The sequence below is a fragment of the Paenibacillus doosanensis genome (genome assembly GCF_025060755.1).
GTDB lineage: Bacteria > Bacillota > Bacilli > Paenibacillales > NBRC-103111 > Paenibacillus_S > Paenibacillus_S doosanensis.
The window spans coordinates 554,230-575,696 of the sequence record NZ_JANYUY010000001.1 but is presented as its reverse complement, the minus strand read 5'-3'; the positions used below and the strand labels follow the sequence as shown (position 1 = coordinate 575,696).

General features: G+C 50.0%; 21 protein-coding genes. 15 read left to right on the top strand and 6 right to left on the bottom strand.

Annotation, left to right across the window (positions count from 1 at the left end; all coding sequences use genetic code 11):
• The first annotated feature begins 5 nt into the window (after nt 1–5).
• The 10 genes from N0M98_RS02535 to N0M98_RS02490 all read left to right on the top strand — a co-directional run bounded on the left by N0M98_RS02535 (nt 6) and on the right by N0M98_RS02490 (nt 9,737).
• Complete coding sequence (locus tag N0M98_RS02535) at nt 6–944, top strand: RAMP superfamily CRISPR-associated protein (RefSeq protein WP_259616856.1); 939 nt, start codon at nt 6–8, stop codon at nt 942–944.
• Entirely contained in the window at nt 941–2,638 is a 1,698-nt protein-coding gene (gene cas10 / locus N0M98_RS02530; RefSeq protein WP_259616855.1) for a type III-B CRISPR-associated protein Cas10/Cmr2, read from the top strand. Before N0M98_RS02535 ends, cas10 begins: the two co-directional genes overlap by 4 nt.
• On the top strand, nt 2,622–3,740 hold the full coding sequence (locus N0M98_RS02525; RefSeq protein ID WP_259616854.1) for a type III-B CRISPR module-associated Cmr3 family protein: 1,119 nt from the start codon (nt 2,622–2,624) through the stop codon (nt 3,738–3,740). Before cas10 ends, N0M98_RS02525 begins: the two co-directional genes overlap by 17 nt.
• Nucleotides 3,733–4,641 carry a type III-B CRISPR module RAMP protein Cmr4 gene (gene cmr4 / locus N0M98_RS02520; RefSeq protein WP_259616853.1) on the top strand — a complete coding sequence of 303 codons (909 nt, stop codon included), beginning with the start codon at nt 3,733–3,735 and terminating at the stop codon, nt 4,639–4,641. Before N0M98_RS02525 ends, cmr4 begins: the two co-directional genes overlap by 8 nt.
• Nucleotides 4,625–5,029: a type III-B CRISPR module-associated protein Cmr5 gene (cmr5, locus tag N0M98_RS02515; protein ID WP_259616852.1), complete on the top strand. Its 405-nt coding sequence runs from the start codon at nt 4,625–4,627 to the stop codon at nt 5,027–5,029. Before cmr4 ends, cmr5 begins: the two co-directional genes overlap by 17 nt.
• Complete coding sequence (gene cmr6, locus N0M98_RS02510) at nt 4,998–5,870, top strand: type III-B CRISPR module RAMP protein Cmr6 (RefSeq protein WP_259616851.1); 873 nt, start codon at nt 4,998–5,000, stop codon at nt 5,868–5,870. The genes cmr5 and cmr6 overlap by 32 nt, the downstream gene beginning before the upstream one ends.
• 379 nt (nt 5,871–6,249) lie before the next feature.
• A complete protein-coding gene (locus N0M98_RS02505; protein ID WP_259616850.1) occupies nt 6,250–6,558 on the top strand; it encodes a DUF6809 family protein in 309 nt (102 codons plus the stop codon).
• 313 nt (nt 6,559–6,871) lie between these two features.
• The gene (locus N0M98_RS02500; protein ID WP_259616849.1) at nt 6,872–7,894 is read left to right on the top strand and encodes a TIR domain-containing protein; all 1,023 of its coding nucleotides are present in this window, start codon (nt 6,872–6,874) and stop codon (nt 7,892–7,894) included.
• Nucleotides 7,891–8,142: a hypothetical protein gene (locus N0M98_RS02495; protein ID WP_259616848.1), complete on the top strand. Its 252-nt coding sequence runs from the start codon at nt 7,891–7,893 to the stop codon at nt 8,140–8,142. Before N0M98_RS02500 ends, N0M98_RS02495 begins: the two co-directional genes overlap by 4 nt.
• A gap of 284 nt (nt 8,143–8,426) precedes the next feature.
• Nucleotides 8,427–9,737 (top strand): ABC transporter substrate-binding protein, encoded by a 1,311-nt coding sequence (locus tag N0M98_RS02490; RefSeq protein WP_259616847.1) that lies wholly within the window; start codon nt 8,427–8,429, stop codon nt 9,735–9,737.
• A 161-nt stretch (nt 9,738–9,898) separates the two neighbouring features.
• Here N0M98_RS02490 and N0M98_RS02485 read toward each other — a convergent pair whose 3' ends face one another.
• Together N0M98_RS02485 and N0M98_RS02480 are read right to left on the bottom strand one after the other, a co-directional pair.
• Complete coding sequence (locus N0M98_RS02485; RefSeq protein WP_259616846.1) at nt 9,899–10,198, bottom strand: hypothetical protein; 300 nt, start codon at nt 10,196–10,198, stop codon at nt 9,899–9,901.
• A gap of 123 nt (nt 10,199–10,321) precedes the next feature.
• Nucleotides 10,322–10,984 carry a phosphatase PAP2 family protein gene (locus N0M98_RS02480; protein ID WP_259616845.1) on the bottom strand — a complete coding sequence of 221 codons (663 nt, stop codon included), beginning with the start codon at nt 10,982–10,984 and terminating at the stop codon, nt 10,322–10,324.
• 471 nt (nt 10,985–11,455) lie between these two features.
• Between N0M98_RS02480 and fba the strand changes: the two genes are divergently transcribed.
• On the top strand, nt 11,456–12,322 hold the full coding sequence (fba, locus tag N0M98_RS02475; protein WP_249862002.1) for a class II fructose-1,6-bisphosphate aldolase: 867 nt from the start codon (nt 11,456–11,458) through the stop codon (nt 12,320–12,322).
• A gap of 35 nt (nt 12,323–12,357) precedes the next feature.
• Entirely contained in the window at nt 12,358–13,308 is a 951-nt protein-coding gene (locus N0M98_RS02470) for a 1-phosphofructokinase family hexose kinase (RefSeq protein WP_259616844.1), read from the top strand.
• 136 nt (nt 13,309–13,444) lie between these two features.
• Here the strand turns inward: N0M98_RS02470 and N0M98_RS02465 are convergent, their stop codons facing one another.
• On the bottom strand, nt 13,445–14,455 hold the full coding sequence (locus tag N0M98_RS02465) for a LacI family DNA-binding transcriptional regulator (RefSeq protein ID WP_259616843.1): 1,011 nt from the start codon (nt 14,453–14,455) through the stop codon (nt 13,445–13,447).
• 203 nt (nt 14,456–14,658) lie between these two features.
• On the opposite strand from N0M98_RS02465, the gene N0M98_RS02460 reads away from it, so the two are divergent.
• The 3 genes from N0M98_RS02460 to N0M98_RS02450 all read left to right on the top strand — a co-directional run bounded on the left by N0M98_RS02460 (nt 14,659) and on the right by N0M98_RS02450 (nt 17,318).
• Nucleotides 14,659–15,591, top strand: a complete 933-nt coding sequence (locus N0M98_RS02460; RefSeq protein WP_259616842.1) for an aldo/keto reductase — start codon at nt 14,659–14,661, stop codon at nt 15,589–15,591.
• A gap of 57 nt (nt 15,592–15,648) precedes the next feature.
• On the top strand, nt 15,649–16,662 hold the full coding sequence (locus N0M98_RS02455) for a zinc-binding alcohol dehydrogenase family protein (protein WP_259616841.1): 1,014 nt from the start codon (nt 15,649–15,651) through the stop codon (nt 16,660–16,662).
• A gap of 158 nt (nt 16,663–16,820) precedes the next feature.
• A complete protein-coding gene (locus N0M98_RS02450; protein ID WP_259616840.1) occupies nt 16,821–17,318 on the top strand; it encodes a DinB family protein in 498 nt (165 codons plus the stop codon).
• Between the two features lie 85 nt (nt 17,319–17,403).
• Here the strand turns inward: N0M98_RS02450 and N0M98_RS02445 are convergent, their stop codons facing one another.
• The 3 genes from N0M98_RS02445 to N0M98_RS02435 all read right to left on the bottom strand — a co-directional run bounded on the left by N0M98_RS02445 (nt 17,404) and on the right by N0M98_RS02435 (nt 21,334).
• On the bottom strand, nt 17,404–18,828 hold the full coding sequence (locus tag N0M98_RS02445) for a family 43 glycosylhydrolase (RefSeq protein ID WP_259616839.1): 1,425 nt from the start codon (nt 18,826–18,828) through the stop codon (nt 17,404–17,406).
• Nucleotides 18,829–18,883: 55 nt separating this feature from the next.
• Nucleotides 18,884–20,200 carry an ABC transporter substrate-binding protein gene (locus tag N0M98_RS02440; RefSeq protein WP_259616838.1) on the bottom strand — a complete coding sequence of 439 codons (1,317 nt, stop codon included), beginning with the start codon at nt 20,198–20,200 and terminating at the stop codon, nt 18,884–18,886.
• Nucleotides 20,201–20,488: 288 nt separating this feature from the next.
• A complete protein-coding gene (locus N0M98_RS02435) occupies nt 20,489–21,334 on the bottom strand; it encodes a helix-turn-helix domain-containing protein (protein ID WP_249862010.1) in 846 nt (281 codons plus the stop codon).
• Between the last annotated feature and the right edge of the window lie 133 nt (nt 21,335–21,467).

The following is a 21,467-nucleotide window of genomic DNA, read 5'->3' as shown; positions in this document are numbered from 1 at the left end:
CTCTTGTGGAAAAGCGAGTTATTGATTGCGAGATTATTACACCTATGTTTAGTTCTGGAAGTATGAGTACAGAAGCTGAATTTCGTGTATCTGAATTAAAGGCACTTATGCGCTATACATATAGAATTGCAAGTAATATTGTTCAAACAAAACATTTATATCAAACAGAGAATCAGTTGTTCGGAGATGCAGAGCATCATGCCTCTCCCATTCGAATACAAGTAGTTGAAAAAAATCTGCCCAAGAGGAGAGAACCGCTGTTATTACATAAGCCTGCACGGCCAGTTGAATGTTTACTAGATGGTGGGGCATTTGAGATTGTGCTGCGTAAGTTTTTAGATAAGGGAGAAAACTTGGACTTTTATCAAAATTTGCTTATACTCTCTCTCATTCTTGGAGGATTGGGTAAACGCAGCCGTAGAGGAAGGGGCTGCATTGCATTCGCTCATGCATATGAACATGCGCTTTATTTAACGAGGGAAACACTGTTGCCTTGGGTTACTGAACAACTGAACGTATTAAATGGCCAGTTAGCAAATTCAGAGAATGCAACCTACATGTTGAATGATGGCGAAATAAGTATTCATCCCAAATTAAAAACGATTTGGGATCAGCACAAGCGTCCTGTTATTGAAAGAGTTTGCTTGGGCAAGCCCGTTTCAAATGTAAGATCCTATTTAAAAAAAGTGGATCAGGCATCGCACGATATAAAAAAGTACTATAAACCTGTGAACAGAAACTTTTTTGCAACAGGATATATCGGAGGTGGTAGATTCGCCTCCTCCCTTCTCATCAGTGTTACACGAACGAGTAATGGACAGCTGATACCAGTGTACACATTTGTCAAAGCCATTATAGATCCTAAAAAGCAGGAGCAGGTATTGGATATTAACTATGAGGAGCGTAATAAGATGATCTCCTTAATTGAGAAGGGTAGAATATGAATACCACCTTGTTTTTGTTCACTATTGGTCCCGTAAAATCTTTTATTGAGCATTCAAGAAAGGCGAGGGATCTGTATGCTGGCAGCTATCTGCTCTCATATTTAATGAGAGCGGCGGTTGAAGAGCTGCATAGGCATAAGCCAAAACTGGAGATTATATTTCCCCTTGCCAATCAGAGCAATGTTCCTAACCGTTTAATTGCCAAAGTGAATGGTTACAGCCAAAGGGAAAAGGAGCAACTGGGGCAAGAGCTTAGTCAATTTGTACAAAAACGATTTATTGAATTATGTGAGCAAATATTTGATAAGAGTAAGGTAATCCCGAATCAAATAGCTACGCGGCAAATAGAAAGGTTTCTTGAGTTGTATTGGGTGTTTGAACCGGAGCCCGACTATTCTCTTGCGTACAACAAGATAAATGCGAACTTAAACAATATTAAGAGGCTTCGCAGCTTCGAACAGACTTTTGAATCTAGTGGGCGTAAGTGCAATATTTATCCTGAGTATAATGCGATTTTTGTCAAGCAAAAGGATGGAAAGCTTCCAAGCTTTGTTGATGAACAAAATGTCATTGACGTTACTCAATTAGAGACATGCAGATATTCAATGAAGCCTGGTGAAGGCTTATCAGCAATTGCTTTTATCAAACGTATGCTGCATCTTCTCGAAGCAGATCAACTGCTTCCAGAGTATAGTTTAAATATTAGCTCTGTTGCCTACATGCTTTTGAAGAATAGTTGGCGTAAAGAAAAGTATAAGGAATTGGAATTGCTAAAGGATGAAGCATCCGAGGCTCTCTTTGATTTGCAAAATGGACAGAAGCTGTCTATAGATGAATATAGTTCTGACAATATAGAGATTGCCAAGAAAATGTACCAGGAGCTTAATTCTGATGCGTTCAGAGTAAGTCCCTATTATGCTCTTTTAAAATTTGATGGAGATGGGATGGGGCAACTGTATCGTGATTATCCTACTCGGCAGACCCAGGAACAGCTAAGCCAAAACACCAGTCATTTCTCCAATCGAGTAAGAGCAATTATATCTGAGCAGGGTGGCATTTGCATTTATGCAGGAGGAGAAGATTTTCTAGGTTTTCTACCTGTTAGCAAGCTTTTTATTACGTTGTATCAGCTCAGACAGGAGTTTATAGCCCAAGTAAAATCGCCAGTTGAGCACGGAAAGTCATTGACCTTTTCGGCTGGCATTGTAATTGCTCATTTAATGCAGCCGCTTGGTGCTATGCTGGCAAGAACGAGCGAGATGGAAAGACAGGCTAAAGAATTGTATGAGGAAAAAAATGCATTTGCTATTGGGTTGGTTAAGCGGAGCGGCGATCAACTTCTTGTTAAGAGCAGCTTTGGGAAAAATGGAGAGATTCTACTTCTTATCGACAAGATTGCTACTGCGTTAAGTCAAAAAGAATACTCCAAATCGTTTATTTATAATTTAAGTAAAACTTTAGAAAAACTAGGGGGAATCAATAGCTCTGATCAGCAGTCGCTAGTTCGGGTTTTAATTGAGCAAGCACTTCAAAAAAGCACATCGTTCATTAGCAATCAAGAGTTTGCGAGTCAGTCTAACATGCTATACGAACTATTTTTGCATTTTGACAGTGATATGGCTAGGTTTAAGTCCTTTTTGCAGTTTTTGGAATTTGTTTCCAGGGGAGCGTGCAGTGATGCTTTACGCCATTGATGCAGTAGATACTCTTTTTTTCAGGAATGCATCTCCATTTGATGCTGAATTAAGCCAGAGTGCTTCCAGCATGTTTCCTCCTTTACCCTCGGTCTATGCAGGGGCATTGTGTTACGCGGCTGGATTAGGTGATGCAAACAGCGCTGTTATTAGCAGAAGGTTGAAGATTGGCTTCAGCGGACTAATGATAAATGGGCGGATCATGCTGCCTAGACCACTAGATACAGTCGTGCTGTCATCTTACAAGTTTGAGGTAATGCCACTTGTACCGGCTCCAATAGGAAGCTATCAGCTTCCGTTTGTTCTATCTGGAGATAGGATAACGGGTAAAGAAACGGAGCTTAAAGGTGGAGGTTACTTGGATGAAGTGGCCATTACCCAGTATTTAAAAGGCGAACTTCCAGATGAATCCTGCTTGCAGCTAGCCGATTTAATAAATAAAGAACGACATGTTGGTATTCAGATTAACCCCGATTCAGGGGCAACTCAAGCTGGAATGTGGTATTCCATAGAAAAGGTGCGCCCCGTTAGCCAGAACGGTGGCAGGTGCAGCTTGGTTGTTGAAGCAGAGGGAATAGATATTCGTATACCGGGTGTCATTAAACTTGGTGGAGAATCAAGGGCTGCAAGCATACAGAGATTAGGAGATAAATATAATTTTGAGCCTGTATCCTCAAATAAAAAGTACTTTAAGCTCTATTTGGCTACACCTGCTATTTTCAAGCATGGCTGGATTCCATGGTGGCTTGACCCCGTTTCCAAGGAAGGTGTCTTTGCCTATAAAAAGCGTCGTATTCGAGTTCGACTTATAAGCGCAGCTATAGGCCGATATGTTGCCGCTGGAGGATTTTCATTTGAAAAGCAAAAACCGAAGGAAATGCGCTACGCAGTTCCGGCAGGAAGCGTCTATTTCTTTGAGATCATTGAAGGCGAGTTTCAGGATGCAATCAAGCTTTTCAATCAGAAATGTATCAGTGATTATCGTGAAGGATACGGATTCATCTATCAAAATTGGGATAGGATGAGGTATTGTGACAGAGGTTTTGGATACAGTCTCATAGGGGATATCGGAACAAACCAGGGAGGTATTGTAAATGTATAAACAATCAATGGCCTTATTTTTTCATGTGTTGACATCGATGCATGCTGGAGGAGATAGCCAATTGGGTGTAATAGATTTGCCGATTCAACGAGAAGGGCATACGCGCTTTCCAAAGGTAGAAGCTTCTAGCCTTAAGGGGAGCTTGCGTCGAGCAGTTGAGCAACAGGCTGCTAAATCAGAAGTAGCAAGATTTTTTGGTCCAACAGATCAGGGAGAGCTTTATGCCTCTGCGTTATCATTTTCCGATGCGCGTCTACTGTTTTTTCCAGTACGTTCGGTAAAGGGCGTGTTTGCTTGGGTCACCTGTCCCTTTGTACTCCAAAGATTTATAGATGATATGAAACTGGTTAATATACATGATTTTATTTTGCCAAAAATTGACGGAGCCCCGTTAGTAGCAAAATCGTCAAAAATAGTTGATGACGACAAGGTAATGCTTGAAGAATACGTTTTTACGGTTAATGAGGAGAAAGACGGGGGATTCACAATATTTTTAAATCAGCTTCTGCAAAAGTTGCCTGCCAGCGAGTTGATATATCAGTACTTAATAAGTCATGCTATTATCGTATCCGATGATGATTTTGCCGATTTTGTACAATTGTCAACCGAGGTAGTAACTCGTATTCGTATTGATGATGAAACTGGAACAGTGGATGGAACAGGCTTGTTCAATGAAGAATATTTGCCGTCAGAGAGTATTTTGTACAGTTTGGTTTTCGTGTCGGATGAACACGCGCCAAGTTCGCTACAGAGGGAAGCAGGGAAAGCAGATAATATTGTTAAAATAATTAAATCTTGGATACCTGAAACGTTTCAAATCGGAGCTAATTTGACCTTGGGCAAAGGATTTGTCTCTGTTAAGATGATTTCGGGAGGTGACACGCATGCAAAAGCAGATTGAGAATGGCAGGGCAGCATATGCCTATGAGCAGGTGAAGCAGTTTTGCGAAAAAAATAAAGACAGAACAAAAAAAGAGTATCGGTCGCTAGTACGTTCACTTCCTTCCATGATTCAAACCAATGGTTATGCTGCGGTAATTGCCTTTCTATATTCTAAGAGATTAAAGAATGAGCCACATCGACAAGTTTATCAAACTATTTTCAATTGGCTTAAGCAACAAGAGGTATTAAACAACAGTGATAAGGAACTTATAGAAGCGGTTACTAAGCAAACACGTGATGGTTATAAACGAATGACATGGGAGTCAATGAGTCTACTGGACTGGATAAAGCGATTTGCAGAGGGGATGATTGAAGTTGAATCGAACGAACAGCAAAAAGCCGAGTAATCCAAAGATTAGTTTTTTACCCAGAGATGCTGTAGAATTCCTTCGGAAAAATGAAAAATGTGAAAATAATTACTTGTTATTTAGTCGATTTGGGCGGTATCAAGTGAATGAAAAGAATAATAAAAAAGAAGTGATGGTGGAACCCTTATCAGATCCGCTTTCCCATAATAAATTTAGCACTAGCCTTATAACTGAAATTTTACAGTCATTAGGCCAGCGTCAAGAATGGATTGTAAGTCAATTCCCAGACTATTTGAAGCTTCAATATAAGGTGAATGGGAGGCTTCTTTTAGGAATTGGCGGCGGTACACCATATACAACTACAAATCCAATGAAGCTTCACCCTCTATATGGAATTCCTTATATTCCAGGCAGCTCATTAAAGGGAAGCATCCGAAATTGCTGGCTGCATGAGCATTTGACCGGGCATTCACTTCCACTTGGGAGCAAGAACTTGAAGGACTATTTCGATATATGTTTTGGGACGGGTACTGATGAAGAACAGACTACTTCAGGGAAGCTAATCTTTTTGGATGCCTATCCTGTTGAGGAATACAAGATTGTAAGGGATGTGCTGACCCCGCACTATAAAACCTACTATAATCAAAAAGGGGCAAGTCCTCCACGAGATGATGATTTCCCTAATATTATCTCACTTCCAGCCATTGAAGATACTGTCTTTACAATTTACATTGGAATAAATTTCAAAACAAGCGAACTGGATGGAGATTTACGTGATCAGATAATCCAAACAATACTCAGTACGTTCAGTGAGTACGGTATCGGGGCTAAAACAGCTGTTGGCTATGGACTAGGAAAAGTAACGTTGTGTAGCAGCTGATTTAGTTTACCTATGTATAGACTGACTTCTTCTCAGATAGATTAGCTGAATCCAGTGAAACGAAAGTGCATATTTGCCCTACTGCGGTATTGGGATTTAGGAGCACTGCCCTAACGAGTTCGAGCCGATCAAGAGATTTTGAGCAAGCTCGATGCTTGCACCGAAAAGCTCCAAACGACCCGTTCCGATGTCATTCGCAAAGGGATTGAAAAGGTGTATGACGAGCTCCAAAAGTAAAGAAGGAAGCAGCGTTAGTCCCGAGAAGAACACCGCTACTTCCTATCCCGCAACCTCTTGGATAAGCAGACTGCATAAATATCCTACCATGTGCAGGAATCTCATTCAAGCGATGCGATGATAATTGATGGGAGGATGAACATTGAAAACCATTTTGGAAGCCCTGTACCGAGGACAAATTAACCCCGATGAGGTGATTGTCCCATCTCAGCCAGAATATCGTTCCGTAAGTCGTCAGGTGGCAGCGCAGACGGAGCAATGGCGTGAAAGATTAGGTGAGGAAGTATTTCGTGAGTTAGAGGAATATTTCGACCTATGCGATAGCGTAGATAGTATGCATGTAGAAGCTGCTTTTCTACATGGATTCAGGCTTGGAGCGAACCTGCTTATTGAGGTACTGAGCAATCGGGAGGAGTTGGTTCCGTATGCAGCTTCGAGCAAGCCATTATGATTGAATATGGGAAGCGAATGTAGCAGTAGCCTTTAGTACGTCTAACTTCAAGTTGGGTGACTGATGAAGGCAAAATTTGCCCCCTTTCTATTTGGGCTGGTAAATGTTCAGAGCACCACGCGACAACTTTCTCGTGTTGCAGCAAGCACTGAATCTAGTCTCTCAAATTCGCATGTCAGGGGTACGCCCCTGATACCCCTATCTTTTTCACACTTTGAGTAAATGATAGTAATGACTATTAATGTAGCAGCTAAACTTAAGGCAATTATGGTATAATTAGGAGATATTAACTGTGTTTTAGGGAGTTGTGGATGTGATAAAGCCAAATGTTTTTATTGGATCTTCACGAGAAGCGATGGACTTAGCAAATGCAATTCATTCACAAATCAATTACCATGCTCAGGTGACTCCGTGGTATAGTGGTGCTTTTCAAGGCAATGAATATACGATGGAGTCCCTGGAAAAGCAATTGGACAATAATGATTTTGGGGTTTTCGTTTTTGCTCCAGATGATGTCGCATTTCATCGAGGCAAGTATGTTTTCATTACCCGAGACAATACGATATTTGAAATGGGATTATTTTGGGGAAGACTGCGACGGCAACGTGTGTTTGCAATTGTCCCTCATGAAGTAAAAGAACGAGATGATCTCATAAACCAAGAGAAGGTTAGTGATTTTCATATTCTGACTGATCTTCAAGGTTTGACGCTACTTAAATATGAGGTGCGTACTGATGAGAATTACGAGTCTGCTGTTTCAGTGGCTTGCCAATTCCTGATAAAGAGAATTCAGGTTGAAGGTTATTATTTAGATCCTCGCGTTGAATTAAAGAAAATGGAAGAGGAAAATGAACGTAAACGACGGATTTTACATTTCTTTTGGATATACAACAAAAATGCTACAATCCCTGATGAAAAAGAGCGTTATAATTCCTTGAGTGAGGCAATCAGAACGTCTATTATTCCACCAACGGAATGCATTGTTACAGGTGCGGCATTTTGGAAAATACAAGGAAACGATGGAATTGGACAAGTTGGAGGCAACGTTGGAAGAGGACGTTTTTTTGCTTTTAGTGAAAACCAAGAACGAACAGAGTCAGGGCAGCAACCTATATATGTTTTAGATGCATATTTGAATTCAAAATGGTCTTTTTTTAATCGGATTGAAGTTGAACAGGTATATATTTTATGCTATCCTTTAGGCAAAGAGCATGTTCTATCCATTCATTTTTCAGGCAGGCATACACTGGATGATGCTCAGTTGAGTGCTATCGTTACGAATAATAATGAGCTTTTACGAACAATTAATCTTCTAGTAGGAGGGGATTCTGTATGAAGCATAGCAGACGTAATCGTCGACATGGAGTCGCTCCGGGTTATAAAATGACAAAGTTGCTACCTCAATCAATAATTATTGACACCAAGGGCAAAGATCGTGTTGATCGAGCATCAAAAGTGTTACTGGCTATTAAACACGGCGGAGTCGGCGTTGTCTACGTTGGTCCTTCAGTTGAAGGTGGAGACAAAGAATACGTAAAAGTTCTTACTGGGGACGTTGATTCAAGAAAGCCGTCTTTTGTTTAAATTAAAAATTTATGAACATTTGCTGAAGGCTCCCATCATATGTGGGGGCTTTTTATGTGTTAGAACGCCACCCGATTACATTTTATGCATTAAAGGATAATTAAAGCAATAAAATCAAGAAATGGATAAATGATGATCGAATTGCCCAATGAATTTTAAAAAAATATAGGATATGCTTTATGTTATGTGGTGATGCCGGAGTGCATTTATCGTTTATCGCAACATTTGAAACCGCTTACCAAAAGTTTTCATTTAGGTAATGAAATCATTAGGAGGGGAAAAAGATGAAGTGGATGAGAACGGTATCTTCCGTTATACTGGTCGCGGCGCTTGCCGGTTGCAGCCAAGGAACGGACACAAAGGACAGCACGGAGAATGTTCCAACGAAAAATGAAATAACCAGCGAACCGATAACGCTTACTCTGTACCAGCACGCGGCGATCAGCAATGAGGAAATCGACAAATTTATCGTTCAGCCTGTGCAAAAAAAGTATCCGAATATTTCGTTTAATATTGTACGTAAAGGGACAGGCACCAATCCGGAGGATTTGGTGGCTGCGGGCATCGTTCCGGATCTGATCTATACGACGGACGCTAATACTCCGCTTTGGCGAGAGCTAGATGTGCCTGAGGATCTGAGCGTGCTGATTAAGAGCAACAACTTCGATTTGAGCCGTTTTGACTCTAATGCGATCGACGCGGTTAAAGTTTACAGCGGTGGAAAAGGCGCCATATACGCGCTGCCGGTTGCGCAGAACATCGCAGCTCTTCTCTATAATAAAGATATTTTCGATAAATTCGCTGTCCCGTATCCGAAGGACGGAATGACCTGGGACGAGATCATCCAGTTAGCCCGCAAGGTCACCAAAACGGAAAACGGGGTCCGATATATTGGGCTCAGTCCCGATACGGTTTCCCGCTTAGGTTACGGACTTTCCTTACCGTACGTTGATCCGGCTACGAACAAAGCGGCAATTAATAACGATAATTGGAAAAAAGTGCTCACTACGATGAAAGAGATGATCGACATCCCCGGATTTCTCGGAGAGGATAAGAAGATCACCTACGGCAGCAGTGATTTCTTTAAGAACGGGAATATCGCCATGCTGACCGCCTGGGTTCCCGATATGATAGCGAGCACGGACCCGAGTATCGCGGATAAAATTCCATGGGATTTCGTCTCTCTTCCCAACTATCCGGAAGCCATCGGCACAGGCCGCATCATTACCCCGCATACGATCATGCTGAATAAGCAAAGCAAATATAAGAATGAAGCTTTTCAAGTGATGTCGATCTTTACTTCCGATGAAGTGCAAGCGGAGCTGAGCAAAAGCGGAAAAATTTCCGCTTTAGCCAAAACGGATTTTCAAACACAGTATGGCGCAAATGTGCCTTATCTTCAAGGAAAAAACATCAGCGGAATATTTAAGTCAAAAACACGCCCGATAAACGATCCCCTCACGGAATATGACGCTTTAGTTCGTTCGGCGCTCGATGCTGCGGCCAAAGAATTGGCAGCGGGGAAAGATGTTAATACGGCCTTGCGGGAAGCCGAGGAGAAGGCGAATAAAGCGATTGAGGAAAAAGCGAAATAAATCTCCTACGAAAAAGTCCATGTCTGTCATGGGCTTTTTTGGGTCTGTAAATAATTGTATAAGAACCCACCCAGTTCACGGCCCCTGGTTCGCGTATACGGAACGGGGGCCGTTTAGCGCGGTATGCCGTAGACATCGCCTTTTCATTTCATAAGCCCTGCTTATATCCCAAACCGCTCCATCTGCTCCCAGAGCCGTTCTTGATACAAGATCTCCTTCTGCTTCGCGCCGATCAGGTCATAGTGAGGAAACTCGGCCCGGTAATGGATGTAATCCGGGTTCAAGCCGCGCTCGGCGCACCAGCTCCGCAGCCGCTCCAGATCGGAGCAGCCGACTTTGGTCACCGTCTTGATCCCCGGAAACCGCGGCTCGTACCAGTAATGCGTCAAATATGCGATTTCTCCCCGCGCGACCTTCTCCTTCCAAGCGTTAAGCTCGCGCCTTGCTATTCCGAAAGCCATCGTGAATCCCCCTTGCCGTTTGCGTATAAAATAATCTGCCGCGGAGTGCGGCCTTCCGTTCTTTTTTCACCGGGGAAGAACCCTCTATCGACCGCAGAACATGATGACGAAATCACCGCATTTCTAAAGGCGTGCAGAGGCTTTCTCGAAACCGGGGCCGGAATAACGCCGGTAGACTTCGATCGCGAAGGCGAGCCAACAGCCGCTGGCCATAAAGCCAGCCGCTACGTCGCTCGGATAATGCACGCCCAAATAAATGCGGCTGATGCCGACCATGACGATCATGAACGCGCCGCAGAGCAGAAGCAGAATCCGTACCGGCAATGAAGGCACATGCCTCCAGACGAGGAAGAGGAATACGCCGTACAAGCTGAACGCCGCCATCGAGTGGCCGCTGGGAAAGCTGTATCCCGCCGCCTCCGCCAGCCGGTATAATGCCGGACGCTCCCTGTGAAATAGAAGCTTCAGCAGCTCGTTAAGCAGCCAGGAACCGCCGGGTATGGCAAAGAAGAAGAGCAGCTCGCGGCGCAGACCGCAGCATATATATAGAACGACGGCAAGCAGACAGGCCAATAGCCCCGCGGGCAGACCCGCCCCGATAAAAGTAAATGATTGCATAATGCGGGTTAACGGCGCTGATTCCATCCCTTGAATGGCAGAGATGAGTGCGGAATCGAAGCCGTCCGTATGGCTCGTACCGACGAGCGCAGCGATGATGCCGAATCCCGCCGCGCAGAACAGAGCGGTAAGAAGAAGCGATGGGAATGGGCGATAGGACGGTTTCAAAAGGTTTTGAGCCTCCTTGTTGATGGATGTGCGATAAACGGCTTATCTCCATTATGCATGAAGAAGAGCGGATTCGCCAAATTCATAAAATAAATGATTGAAAAAATCAAAAAAATGATTTAATATTTCATTATAAACGACATGGATGGAGTGATCGTTCCACCCGGTCTTCGCGGTCCAGTACCGCGTCGAAGCGCAAGAAAAGGCGAAGGAGAAGGCATGAAGCGGGCGGCAATAGATCGCACAGGCTGCAGCTTCGCGTCTCATCAATTGAAGGTATCGTTCAAAACTATGAGCGAAAACTTCGTTAAGCCTGCGGGAGACCGAATGGAAATGCGTCGGTATATCGTTGCCCAAAATGTCGGCAGACCTTTCCCCCGTCGCGATCGTTTTCAACCCGGCTTGCCGGGACATGCTTTGCTGCAAGGATGACTCGTTTCTTAAGATTATTCATCATTTGGAGGTAATCATATGCCATTAGTATCGTCCACCCCATTACTGCAAGCGGCCAGAGCGAACGGCTACGCTGTAGGAGCTTTTAACGTACACACGCTGGAAATGCTGCAAGCCGTTGTCGAAGCGGCGGAAGAAACCAACTCGCCTTTGATTTTGCAATCGACGGTAGGGACCGTCAAGCATTTGGGAGCGGACTATATCGCCGCCGCCGCAAGAACGGCCGCCGACCGCTCCAGCGTTCCGATCGCGCTGCATCTCGATCACTGCACTGAGTTCGACGTGCTCGTACAATGCATTCGCGCAGGCTACACCTCGGTGATGATCGATGCGTCGATGCATCCGTTCGAAGAGAATGTGCGCCAGACGAAGCGCGTCGTGGAAATCGCCAAGGCGGTCGGCATTAATGTCGAAGCGGAGCTCGGCAAAGTCGGCGGCGTCGAGGACGATATCGTGGTCGCCGAGCATGAAGCGCTGATGGCGGACCCGGACGAATGCGCCCGTTTCATTGAGCTGACGGGAGTGCCTACGCTGGCACCTGCGATCGGAACGGCCCACGGGATTTATAAAGGGGAGCCGAAGATCGATTTCGACCGGATCGGCCGCATTGCGCAGAAGGTTGCGGAACCGCTCGTACTGCACGGCGGATCGGGCATTCCGGAGGAACAGGTGAAACGCTGTGTCGCTCTCGGTATGGCCAAAATGAACATCGCTACGGAAATCCGGATCGTCTTCTCCGATGCGATCAAGCGCGTGTTTGCCGAAAATCCGGATGAAAACGATCCGCGCAAATATATGATTCCGGCGAAACAAGCGGTCAAAGCGGCGGCCATCGAAAAAATGCGGATGGTCGGCTGCATTGGCAAAGCGAGCGATTGGCGCTAGGCGCCGAGCTTCGCGGCGCTTTTAGGAGGAACAGGATGATAACGACGGTTACGCTTAATGCGGCGATAGACAAAACGTATTACATGGCGCGTTTTCCGCTGGGCCGCGTGTCGCGCGTCAAGCAGATGTATGCCGAGCCCGGCGGTAAAGGAATTAATGTGGCAAGGGTGATCCATCAGCTGGGGCTCCCCGTTACGGCGACCGGGTTCCTCGGCGGCTATAACGGGGACTGGATTCGGATGGCGTTAAGCAGGCAAGGCATTGCCCATGATTTCGTGCAGGTGGAAGAAGAATCGCGGCTCTGTCTGAACATGATCGACGAGGAAGTCGGCGTCTCGACAGAGGTGCTGGAGCCGGGACCGTCGATCCCGGATCGGGCGATGGAGCAGCTTTCGGCGGCGGTCGGCAGGCTGGCTGCCCGCTCGCGCATCGTCTGCTTCAGCGGCAGTTTGCCGAGCGGCGTGCCCAGCGGCTATTACGCCGAGCTGATCGGGATTGTGAAGCAGGCCGGAGCGCTGGCTTTTCTCGATACCAGCGGGGAGGCGCTGCGAAGCGGCGTCCAGGCGGTTCCTGATTTCATTAAACCGAATGAGGATGAAATCGTGCAGCTGCTCGGCGAGGAAATGAACGGGGAAGCTGCTTCGTCCAGCCGGACTTTGCAAGAGAAGCTGGCTTCGCTGCAAGCTAGGGGCATGGCGGGCGTGACGGTGTCGCTCGGAGCGGAAGGCTCGCTGTCTTCGTTCGACGGCAGCCTGTACAGGGCTGCAGCCCCGCGGATCGAGGCCGTAAACACGGTCGGCTGCGGCGACGCTTTCGTCGCCGGAATGGCCGTAAGCACGGCGCAGGAGCTGCCTGCGGAAGAGCGGATCGCGTTTGCGACGGCAGTCGGCACGGCCAATGCGCTGAACGCGAAGGCCGGATATGTGAAGGCAAGCGATGTGGAGCGGCTGCTCCGCGAGGTGAGTGTAGAACGGATAACAGGCTAGCCGCCTGCCGGAATAGAGTGAGGGAAAACGGTGCGATCCTTGGGGTCGCACCGTTTTTTACTACATCTTCGAAAAGACAACGATAGATGTTTTCCCCATTGCCGCAACCCTTTAAAATGATGCCCGGCGGCTGCACTTACGCTTTCACCGTCGATTTACGCACGATCAGCGTCGAGGGCAGCATGATCTTGCGGCTCCGCGCAGGGGCGGTGCCTTCGATTCGTTCGATCAGCATCTGCATTCCCATATAGCCGATGTCGTAGGCCGGTTGGGCCGCTACCGTCAGAAACGGGTTATAGTCCGGAATCGGCTCGGGATCGTCGAAACAAGCGACGGCGATTTCATCCGGAACGGTCACGTTCATTTCTTTCAGCGCCCGCAGCGTGTTGACGCCGATGAAATTGTTCGCCGCCACGATCGCCGTAGGCCGGGCAGACGGAGCAAGAGCCATGAAGGTCCGGACGATGTCCGAGAAGCTGTCCTGCCGGAAATGCGTTTCGATCAGCAGCTCCGGATAGGCCTCAAGGCCGCTTAGCACCAGTGCGTCAAGGAACGCCTGTCTTCTCTCGCGGGCGTTGGAAATGCCCGAAGGACCGTTGATCAGCGCGATCCGGCGATGTCCCTGCTCCGCCAGATGAGCGACAAGCTCTCTGGTCGTCTCCACGTTGTCGCCGCTTGCCAGATCGGCGTCGATGCCTTCGACATAGCGGTCGACGAAGACGAACGGGACGCGGCGCTTCGCCAGCTTGCGCAGGTTGGACAAGGAAGCGTCGCCCGTCGGCGCGATGAGGACGCCGTCCACTTTGGAGGACAGCAGCAGATCGACGTAACGGCATTCCTTGTCCGTCTGTTCGTCGGAGTTGCCGAGCAGCATCTGATAGCCGGACTGGAGAGCTTTATCCTCGGCTCCTCGGGCGATGGTCGTAAAGAACGGATTGGCGATATCCGGGATGACCAGGGATATGAGCTTCGTTTCCTTGGAGACAAGCCCTCTGGCCTGCTTGTTCGGGATATAGTCCATCTCCCGGATCACGGCCTCGACCTTCAGGCGCGTCGCCTCGCTGATGGCGGGGGAATGGTTAATGACGCGGGAGACGGTCATGGGAGACACGTTCGCTTTTTTGGCTATATCGTAAATGGTTACCATAATGAATTCAGTTCCTCTCAAATTTTCAAGAGCTTGACCGATTGACGAATCGGGCAGAGGCTGTTATGTTAATGTTATCGGTAACATAAACATAACATATTTTCGGGCGGATCCGCAATCAGCAGCGGGCGGACACCGCCCGCAAGCCGGAGGAAGATAGGGGAACCGGCGGATGAGGTCATGCTAGAGGAGGAGGGACAGGAATGAAATATAGGCAGCTTGGGAAAACGGGGCTTCAGGTTTCGGTGCTAAGCTTCGGGGCCTCGTCGCTTGGAGGCGTTTTCCGCGATATTGACGAGAAGGAGGGAATACGCGCCGTCCATGAGGCGGTAGAGCGCGGGATCAATCTGATCGACGTGTCCCCGTATTACGGCTTGACCAAGGCGGAGACTGTGCTGGGACAAGCGATAAGCGAGCTCGACCGCAGCCGCTTTTACTTAAGCACGAAGGCCGGCCGCTACGGCAGCGAGGAGTTCGACTTCTCTCCCGGGCGAATTATCCGCAGCGTGGATGAAAGCTTGCAGCGGCTCCAGACGGACTACATCGACATTTTATATTTGCATGATATTGAATTCGGTTCCATGAAGCAAATTTTGGAGGAAAGCATTCCGGCGCTGCAGCGTCTGAAGGAGCAGGGCAAAATTCGCTTTACCGGCGTATCCGGTCTGCCGCTGGCGATCTTCCGCACGGTGCTGAATGCGGCCGAGGTGGACAGTATGTTGTCTTACTGCCATTATTCGCTCAACGATACGTCGCTGACGGAGCTGCTGCCGTTAATCGCTGCGAAGGGGACGGGACTCGTCAATGCGTCCCCGCTGTCGATGGGGCTGCTGAGCGGCAAGGAGCCGCCGTCCTGGCATCCCGCCGGAGAAGAGACGAAGCGGGTGTGCCGGCAGGCGGCGGAAGCGTGCGCGGCCCGCGGCATCAACCTGCCGAAGCTGGCGATTCAATTTGCCACCGCGAACGAGGCGATTCCGACGACGCTGGTCAGCACGGCCAGACCGCAAGCGATCGCGATGAACGCCGACTGGGCGGACGAGCCGATCGATCAGGAGGAGCTGGCGCAGGTGCTGGAGCTGCTGAAGCCGGTACATAACCACACATGGCCGAGCGGCAGGCCGGAAAACAGTATGTAATCGCCGCGTTACATGTCACCATCTAACCCTATTTCGGAGAAAAGAGGCGTAATTCGGATGAAAACGATTGTATGCGAGGAACCGAATCGTTTGGCGATGAAGGAGACGGAGAAACCGGAGGCGGCACCCGGTGAAGCGTTAATTCGCATCCGGCGGATTGGGATTTGCGGCACCGACTTGCACGCGTACCGGGGCAATCAGCCTTACTTTGTGTACCCGCGCGTATTGGGGCATGAGCTTGCCGGAGAGGTGATAGAGATTGGCGCGAACGCTCAAGGACTTAAGGCGGGCGATACGGTAGCGGTCATTCCGTATCTCGAATGCGGCGAATGCGTCGCCTGCCGCAGCGGCAAGCCGAACTGCTGCGTAAAGATGAGCGTGCTCGGCGTGCATCAGGACGGCGGGATGCGCGAATATATGACCGTTCCGGCGGATCATCTGCTGTCCGCCGAAGGGCTCGGCTACGATCAGACGGCGATCGTAGAATGCTTCAGCATCGGCGCTCATGCGGTTCGCCGGGCGCAGATCGTCCCGGGCGAATTCGCGCTGGTTATCGGTGCCGGACCGATCGGTCTGGGCGTCATGAAATTCGCCAAGCTGGCGGGGGCCCGGGTCATCGCGCTCGATATCAATGAAGAGCGGCTTCAGTACTGCAAAGAGTGGGCGCCGGCCGATTACATCGTCAATGCGAAGGAAAACCCGCTGCAGCAGATTGCGGATATGACGGGAGGCGATTATCCGACCGCAGTGTTCGATGCGACGGGCAACGCCAAATCGATGGAGGGCGCCGTCCAATATGTGTCTCACGGCGGGAGGCTCGTATACGTCGGCTTGGTGAAATCCGATATCGCCTTCAGCGATCCCGAATTCCACAAGCGGGAAATGTCGATAATCAGCAGCCGCAACGCGACCCGGGCCGACTTCGAGCATGTGCTCGACAGCCTCCGCGGCGGCCGTATCGATACGTCTTCGTTCATTACGCATCGGGCCGGCTTCGATGAGATGATAGATGCCTATGAATCGTGGCTGAAGCCGGAGACGGGTGTCATTAAAGCGGTTGTTGAATTATAATTAAATAAAGCGGAGCGTATCCTGACATACTGTTGTCAGTAAAGCTGTTGTATAGTTGAAGCAAAGAGTCCGTTTGGAGCGGCGGGATGTTGCCGGACCTGCTGCAGCTCAGATAATGAACGAGAACTGACACAACTATTTCAGGGAGGCGTTTACTTATGTTTACGACCATTCAACAATTTATCGAGGAATACGGCCAGGAATCGGCCAATACGCAAAAGCTGCTCTATGCTTTGACGGATGAATCGCTTAACCGGGAAATAGCTCCGGGATACCGGACTCTAGGTCATCTTGCCTGGCATTTGGTGCCGAGCGGGGGACTGCTCCATCCGACCGGACTTAAGTTCGAGGCGCCGGATGAGCGCAGCGAAGCCCCGTCGTCGGCAGCGGCGATTGCCGAAGCTTACCGGGCCGCTTCACAGTCTCTGATTGACGCGGTCCGTAATCAGTGGACCGATGCCAAGCTGCAAGAGACGGCGACGGTTTTCGGCCAGCCCTGGAAAAACGGATTGACTCTGCATGTATTCCAGAAGCACGAAATTCATCACCGCGGGCAATTGACGATTTTGATGCGTCAAGCGGGCCTGCCTGTAACCGGAGTGTACGGTCCGACCAAAGAAGAGTGGGCGGCTTTAGGAATGGAAGCCCCCGTGTAACAAACGAGCGAAGGGCCCTTTCTTGCAAACGAGAGAGGGCCCTCCGTTTGCTCAGCGGGCGGCTGCCGGGAGCGGAGAAGCTAAGCTATGTATGATCAGACACGCCATAATGCGGCGTGATCAGGAAGCTTTGGCTGCGGAGGGCGGCGCCGTCCTCATGCTTCGGAGCGGCCGTCAGCCTGCCGCTGCGTTCGCCGCCCATGGTCAGCATCAGCCCGGTTGCGCGGCTGATGACGGCGGACCAGCCGCCGCTCTCTACCGCGGCGAACTGCCAGAGCTGGCCGTCGCCGTCGGCGCGGGGGCGCAGCGCAAGCTCGACGGGCATGGAGCGATCCGGCGTCCGCACGGCTTCGAGGCAGCGCCCGCTCGCCTTGCTCACGATGCGGACATATCCGTCCGCCGTCTGCTCGAGCAGCCAGTGCTGGCGCGTGGAATCGTACGCCAGCGTCTCGGCGATCAGTGCGTCCGAGCTGTCGTCCTCGGCGGCCAAATAGCGGCGAGAGCGGTTCAAGATGCGGACGTAGCCGCCGGCAGACGCAAGCTCCGTGTGAGAGGCGCCCGCCCCCGTACCGTCTCCGCTCTCCTCTGCGGAATTGACCTTTACCTCATCGCTCCACAGCAGCGTCATCGTCGTGTCGTCGGGAAAGCGAATGGGCAGTATCGCATAGGACGACCGGTGATAGTCCCCCGGATGCCAGCGGTCTCCGACGTACCAATAGCTTGTGCCGGCTTCGCCTTGCAGCGGCAGGATAAAGGTCGGCTGCGTATCGTAGGTCGTCGGCCCGCCGAAGTCCAGCAGGCCGGACCAGCGGCCGGTGAGGCTGCGGGAATAGGCGTATTTGCCTTGGTTCGGCTCCCAGCCCGTACAGCCCGAGCTGATCATGAAATAAACGCCGTTGCGCTTGACAAGCGCGGGGGCTTCCCGGTATTGACCGGGCCATAACGTACGGACATGCTCGTCGATAGCGAGATAGTCGTCGCTGAGCCGGTACATATGCAGATCGGCGTTGTCCCGCGCCGCCGAGATGAAGTAGGCCGCGCCGTCGTCGTCGACGAACAGCGTGCAGTCCCGCGACATCGCTCCCGACGGGTTAAAGCTGCCGTGATACACGTAATCTCCGTCGACGGTGTCGCAGCTGGCGATCGCGCAGCGGGCCGCTCCGTAGTCCTGGCCGTTCTCCCAATGCATCCACATGACGTATTTGCCGGTCGCGGCGTTGTAGATGACCTTCGGCCGTTCGATATTCGCCCCGCGCCCCGTCTCCTTATCGGTGACAAGCTCCGGGGACGTCCGCATGTCGATCGGCAGAAACCTCGAATCCAGCGTCAGCACATCGCCGCGAAATTCCCAATTCGTCATGTCCGTCGTGCGATAGCAGGAGACGCGTTTGCGCCCCTGCCGGTTTTCCCCGAACCAGTAGATGTACGGCCCGGATTGAAGCATGCCCCCGCCGTGAGCGTGCAAGGGCTGGCCGCTCGTATCTTTCCATAAAGAACCGTTGTACAGCATATGGTCATTCTCCTTTGCCTATTGATGGTCCCACGCCCGGAGTCGCGCGATTCGGTTACTTGCCCGCACCGGCGTCGATCTGGCGAATATGATTTTGCAGGCCCTCGTCGGCTACGCGGAGCGTCGTATTAACATCCTGCTCGCCCGCCAAATATTTGGTCACCTGTTCGCTGACGATTTTGCCCGCATCGGGATATTTGCTAGTCGCCGTATAAGCGGGAACGTACGTGCCTTTGAAAATCGCGTCCAAATGCTTGCCCTGCAAAATCGGCATATCCGCACCGAGCTCGCGGCGGATCGAAGCATCCTTCAGCACCGACAATTTGCCGGAAGCGCGCGTCAATTTCTTCTGTATTTCGTCCGACGTCAAAATTTCGATCACTTTGAACGCCTCGTCCTTGTGCTTGCTCGCCTTGGTGACGAAAGCGACGTGCTCGTCGACCATGCCGGCAACATTAGGCTTATCCGGGTTGCTCGGATACTGGGCGATGTCCCAGTTCAGCCCTTTGGCCGCGTCGCCCTGCAGCAGGTTGAAGTTATTGCCGGTCGCGAACATCGCCAGATTGCGATCCTTCATAAATTGGTTGCGCGGATGCACGTCCGGCACCGGCTCGTTGGACGGGATCGCCTCGATGCTTCTTGCGAGCTCCAGCACATGCTTCCATTCGTCGTTATTGAAGTTGGACTTGCCGTCCTTGATCGTCGGCAGCGCTTCCTGGAGCGCCAGCTTTCCGTAGCCGTCGGCTTCCAGCCCGCGGTAGCGCACGCCCTGATCCTCGCGGCTTACCTTTTTGGCGAGCTCGATCGTCTCTTCCCAGGTCATCCCGTCCTTCGGATAATCGACCCCGAATTTATCGAAAATATCTTTGTTATAATAAATCGCGTTAAAATTGGCATCGTACGGGAGGGCGACGAGCCCGCCGTTGTCGTATCCGCGGATCGTATCCAAATAAGTGGCCTCGAACCGGCCCAAATCCAGGCTATGCTTCTTGATCAGCGGCGTCATATCCTCGACCAGTCCCAGCTCTTGATAGTCGGGAATCAGATTGACCCAGGTCGCTACAAGATCGGGAACTGTGCCGGCGGCAATCATTTCTTTAATATTTTCGCCTTTAAGCATCTCGATCTGAATATTCGGATATTGCTTCGCCAGCGGTTCGACAATCAGCGTTTGAAAATCGGCATCGTTGATTTCCGACCACTTTTGGGCGAGCAGCAGTTTGACGGGTTCTTCGGATTTCGTCGTCGCTTCGGCGGTTTGACCCTGCTCCTTGCCCGCTGCTTGCGGCTCGTTTAAGCTGCTGCTGCATCCTGCCAGAACCATGAAGGCGACGAAGACGGCGGCTGCCGCTTGGCATACACGTGCTTCCATTTTGCAATCCCCCTTGAATATTGTGTTGTAAGCGATTTATGAATAATAGTATCACTGCCTTTTGCTTGCCAACAATTGAAAAAAGCAGGCTAAAATAACACTTTTGCACACAGAGTAAGCGGTAATAGGGAAGATCCCCCGCGCAACGAAAGTCCTATCGCGATTGCACGCGTGAGGCGGCTGATGCGGCGGCGGCATTGACGGACAGGCTCCTTCCTAATCGAGTGCGCACAAAAAGCCGCTCGGAAACAGCTTCCCCAAGCGGTTTGCTTGAACTGGAGCAAGAGGCTACGCCTTAATGCCTGAGCGGTATTGAAACGGCGTCGAACCGACCTGCATGCGGAAAAACTTGCAGAAATAAGCGGATGACGAGAACGTCAGCTCTTCCGCGATTTCCTCCACGGACATCGTCGTCTCCTGCAGCAGCTTCTTCGCCTTCTCGACCCTGACCTTCGTCAAGTAATGCTTCGGCGACATGCCGTACACCTGCTTGAAGCAGCTTGTAATATAGTTGCGGTGCACATGCAGCTTCTCGGACAGCTCGGCGATGAGCAGCCTCTCCGACCCTCCGTACGTTTCGAGCAAATAAGCGGCTTCCGTGGCGATCAAATGCTTGGAGTTTGAGGCGGGGGAGTCGTCGTTCATTTCGGGGATGACGATCTTTTCGATCAGAAACGCGAGGAACTGCATCATGATCGACTGCATCATCATCTTTTGGGTAAAAGCGAGCTCGTCCTGCGTCCGGAACAATTCGATCAGCCTTTGCATGGATTGGCGGATTTCCGCTTCGATCTCGGGCGTTTGGCGCATGCTGACGATAGGTCTGCGCATTTGGTGAAACAAAGAGTGCACCTCGCGGGGCTCCACATCGAAATGAAAATTGAAGAAGCGGCTTTCCTCATGCGCTTCCGGATAATGCAGAACACCGGAGTTAACCAGAATAAAATCGCCTGCGCGCAGCCTGTACTCGACGCCGTTCACCCACTCGCTCATCTCGCCCGTCTCGACGTATAAAATCTCGAACATCGGATGCTTGTGATTCGGATAGACGGAGCCTTTCTCCGCATTTTTATAGAGAATGCTCCAAACGTGGAAAGAAGTGAAAAAACCGGGAAAGAAAAAATGATCCTTCATTTTTTGCACCGACTTTCGGAAAAAAATGCGGTTTATGATCAGAGTATCATAACGGGGCATTCAGGTAAATATTTCCTCCCCGTGCCATGGGAAACGCCGGCGCTTTCCTGTATGATATACATGGATAGGAAGC